At 68.4% G+C, this 4648-nt stretch carries 1 protein-coding gene; it reads right to left on the bottom strand.

Features of this window, described 5'->3' with window-relative positions; all coding sequences use genetic code 11:
* Positions 1-4648 (bottom strand): diguanylate cyclase (locus EB084_19930; GenBank protein ID NDD30535.1); only part of this gene is annotated, 4648 nt, incomplete at both ends.

Here is a 4648-nt window from a genome sequence, read left to right as displayed (position 1 = left end):
GAACTCCTCGCCGCCGTAGCGCCCCACCACATCGACGTTGCGCACGACCTCACGACAGCACCGCGCGACCACGCGGAGCACCTCATCGCCGACGGCGTGACCGTAGGTGTCGTTGAATCGCTTGAAGTGGTCGACATCGAGCATGATGGCCGATACAGATCGTTGGTACCGCACCGCACGCTCGAGCTCTCGTTCGGCCGTGGCGAAGAAGTGGCGCCGGTTGAACAGCCCGGTGAGCGCGTCGGTGGTGGCGAGCCGTTGCACCTCGGCGAAGAGCCGCGCGTTCTCCACTGCCACGCCGGCCTGGCTGGCCAGCGTGAAGACCACGGCCGCCGAGCGCTCATCGAACGTGCGCGCGGGAGAGGCTTCAAGGCAGAGCAGGCCGACCAGCTGCTCGCGGGCAGCGATGGGAACGCCCAGCCAGGTGCCGAGGGGCTTCCACCCCCCCAGCGTGGGCATCTGGCTGTCAGCGCTGGGGTCGACCACCATGATGGGCTTGCGCTCGACGGCCAGGCGGTGCAGCACGTCGCCTTCCACGGGGGTGTGGTGCCAGCCTGGGCTGGGCTCGTGCTCGTTGAAGCCGAGCGCGCTCGAGCCCTCGAAGCGCTCGCCGTTCCAGAGAGCCGCCACCGCTCGTTCGAACGAGACCAGGGTGGACGCGCCCTCCATGAGGCGCCGGAGGACGTCGGAGAGGTCGAGGCTTGACGCCATCGAGGCGGTTGAGGCGCGCATGCGCTCGGCCAGCAGCCGCTGCTCCTGCTCAGTGGCGATCTCCGCCTCGAGGCGCGCGGCACGAGCGGTCTCGAGGGTGATGGCGATGTGGTTGGCCATGACAACCAGGATGTCGATGTCCTGACGGGTGAACATCCCCCGAGCGATCCGGGTATCAAGATAGAGAACGCCGATGGTGAGATCGCGCACGCGCAGTGGAGCGGCCATGATGCTTCGCAGATCGTACATGATGGCGCTCACCGATCCGAGGATCTCGGCGTCTTCAGAGCCACTCACCACAACGGGGAGACCGCTGTCCCACACCTCGTTGACGACTTTGCTGCTGTAGGCGGAGAGGCGCAGCGTGTCGGCCGCTCCTGTTCCGCGCGTGGCGACGAGCCGCAGGGTCTCGCTCTCCTCTTCGAAGAGGAAGAGGGACGCGCGCTCCGCGCCCAGGAGGCGCACGATCTCGTCGAGTGCCACGCTGGCCTGCTGCTCCGGGTCGGTCACCTTCACCGAGGCCAGTCCCAGCTGCATGAGGGCATCGAGCTGCCGCTCGAGCTTCAGCTGCTCCGTGCTCGAGCTCCCGGCGCGTGCGGTGGAGCGTGTCGCGGACGTGCCTTCGTGATAGGTGTCGGCCAGGTGGAAGCGCGTTCGAAGGGCCCGTGCTCGCATCACCCACCCATGCTGCTGGGCGAGCATCAGGGCCATACGGGCTTCTCGCTGGGCCGCGCTCGGATTTCCGCGTTCGAGGAGATGCAGGGCGCGCAGGCGCGCGATCTCGAAGGCCACCCAGGGGCTGTCGATCTCGCGCCCCTGATCTTCGGCTGCGGAGAGAAGGGTCAGGGCGCGTTTCGTCTGCCCCTCCGCCATGCACAGAGCCGCCTCGATGACCGTGGCGTGGGCCTTCAGGGTTGGGTGATCGGGTACCTTGCGCAGGGTGCGGAGAGCGTCGCGGGTCTGCTTGCCTCGCAGGGTCCGCTCCGCGCCCACCGCGGTCGACAGCTGCGCCAGGCGCGCGTAGGCGACGATGATGTAGAAGTGGCTGTTGTGCAGCGTGGCTCTCGACGGGTTCTGGCCGAGGGCCTCGAACTCGCGGACGGCGTCTTCGAGTGGAGGGCCGAGCTCGTTCTGCTCGAGATGGAAGATCAGCAGATGGCCCAGGAGGCTTGCGCTGAAGAAAGCCCCGGCCTCCGATTCCGCCACCTGGGCCCGTAGCTCGGGGAGGATGGCCACAGCCTCGCTCAAGCGACCGCAGCAGGCCAGCAGCGAGACGCGGTACGACTGCAGCAGCAGGGTGACCTGTACGCTCTCGGCAGATGACGCGTTGCGTCGACACTCCCGAAAGCCGCGCTCTGTCCAGTTCAGGGCTTCGGCCACGTAACCGCGCATCATGAGGTTCCAAGACAGCGTGACGATGGCGATGAGGTAGTCCTTGACCTCGACCCAGTTGCCCTGCTCTTCGACATGTCGTGCCATCTGACGGGCGGCCACGACGGGCGCGCCGGTGAAGTCGGTGACAAGGGCGGAGAAGATGCGGCAGTGGGCCAGGGCCACCGGATCGCCCAGTCGCGTCGCGAGCGTCGTGCCTACCTCCATCGTCCTGCGGGCTGTGCTCCAGAGTCCCACGATCGTCTGCGCCACCGCCAGGTGCCCGAGGGCGACCGCACTGTCATAGCTCGGCCCGGCGCGGCGCGCGGCCGCGATGGCCCGCAGGGTGCTCTGCACCGAGCCAAGCGGGTTCATCGCAAAGTACTCGACTCCCGCCTGCATGTTGTAGAGATTGGTGAGCACCCTCCAGCGGGTTCGTTCCTCCAAAGTGGGGGGCGTGGCAGGTGGAGGGCTGTCGAAGTCGCTGAGGGAGGCCGCGAGCGCAAGCCAGCCGATGACGGGAATCGCCTTCCATCGTTCCGCCAGCAGCGGTGCATCGAGCTCGACGAGCACCTCTCTCGCGATGCGCCGCACGTTGCGCATCTCGAGGGCATCGAGGTGCACGCGCCCGATGAGCGAGCCCAGACGCGCGCGCTGCAGCTTCGTTGCGGCCAGACGGCGTGCGTTCTCGTAGTGGGTTCGCGCCTCCACCGGTCGCTTCACCATGGCGCAGGCCAGTCCGAGCTTCTCTTCGTGGTCAGCCGTGACCGGGAGCCCGGTTTGCTGGGCGAAGCGGAGTGCGCTGTCGAGATGGCGATAGGCCTCTTCTGCGGCGAACACAGACAGGGCGCGTACGCCAGCGGCCCAGCTCGTCTCGAACACGCGTTTCGGGGTACGCGTGGTCTCGCCCAGGGCATAGTGCCTTGCCAGGCTGAAGACGGTATCGTCGGCGTGCTCCTGCTCCGCGTCGAGGGTCTCGGCGATGCGCTGATGCAGCGCGCGCAGCCCCGCTTCGTCGGTGTCTGTGAGCAGGGCCTTCGCGGCGTGGCCGTGCACGAAGCGAACGTCTCCCTTGTCCGCGCGGGTGAGCAGGTGGCACGAGAGGCCCGAGGCGATGGCGGCGGCACAGTCCTTGTCGGCGACGTCGATCGGTCGCTGCGGGTCGACCGCGCGTTCGGGGCCGCGGCGCCAGCAACGGGTCAGGCGGTCGAGGGTGAGGTTCGGGCCGAGCAGCGAAGCGATGCGCAGGATGTCCCGCGTCTGCGTGTCGAGCGCTGCCACGCGCTGGGTCAGCAGCTCGAGGACGTTGGTGGGGAGGTGGAGACCGTCGAGTTCTTCCGCGTACACCTCCCAGCCGGACCAGGTCGGTCGCAGGATGCCTTCATCGAGCAGGGCCCTGATGTACTCGAGGAGCGTGTAGGGGTTGCCCTGGCTGCAGGCTTCGAGGGTGTTCGCCAGGGAGGCTCTGAGGGGGCGCCGCAGGACGTGGGTGGCCAGGGCGATGATGCTCTGGGGCGGCAGCACCCCGAGGGTGACGATGGTGTTCGGGGGGGTTCCCATCTCCCGCTCGAGGTGGACCAGGGCCTGGGTTCCCTCCGCGTCGCTGCGGAAGGTGCTGGCGATGAGCACCGGCGCGCCAGGATGCTGCTCTATCAGATGGGCCAGGACGCGCAGGCTCGGGTCGTCGAGGTTCTGCGCGTCGTCGACGACGATGAGCAGGCCGCCCAGGAGCTCGGCCAGTCGGGCGAGGGTTGCCGCGAGGGCAGCCATGAACTGCTCGGCTGATGGTGCGTTGGGCGGTGTGTCTGAAGCGTCGCCGAGGATGCGGGCGATGGCGGGCGAGAGCACGCGCATCGAGGGCCCCCCTTCGCTGGCGGCCTGTCGAAAGGCGTCTACGGCCAGACGCCAGGTCTCAGCGGCGCTCCAGGCGCGTGGGTCTGCCCAGTGCTCGAGGGCGTCTCGCAGGGGCCGCAGGGGGATGCGGCTGTCGCCCTGGCAGCGGGCGATGAGGGTCTGCATCCCGTGGGATTTCGCGCGTTCGATCAGCCCCTCGAGCAGGCGGGTCTTTCCCACGCCCAGCTCTCCCATGACCACCGCGTTGTGCGCCCCGCCGCGACGGACCTCGAGCAGTCGCGACTCCAGCAGTCCGAGGTCAGTATCACGCCCTACCAGGGGAAAGGGGGCGCGCTCGTCTTTGATCTCGAGGCTGTCGAGGGTGACGCTCTCTCCGCGCTCGAGCTGCGCGTTCAGCGCGTCGATGCGCGTGAGGTCGGCGATCAGGCCGAGGCCGGAGCGATAGCGATCGTCTGGATCCTTGGCCAGCAGGCGCTCGATGATCTGTCCCATGGCGCGGGTGATGGCAAGCCGGGGTTGATACACGGGGGGGAGAGGCTCGAAGGCGTGTCTGCGCGCCACCTCGGCGGCGTCGGACGCGGCGAACGGTGGGGCTCCTGTGGCGCACTCGTACAGAACGGCTCCGAGCGCGTACAGGTCAGCCCTCCCATCGACCGGCCGCCGCAGAATCCCGGACTGTTCCGGCGCGCAGTAGAGGAGCGTTCCCGCGACC

Source organism: Pseudomonadota bacterium, assembly GCA_010028905.1.
In the GTDB taxonomy this organism is placed as follows: Bacteria; Vulcanimicrobiota; Xenobia; order RGZZ01; family RGZZ01; genus RGZZ01.
The sequence above is the reverse complement of the archived record's forward strand: the minus strand, read 5'-3'. Positions and strand labels throughout refer to the sequence as shown.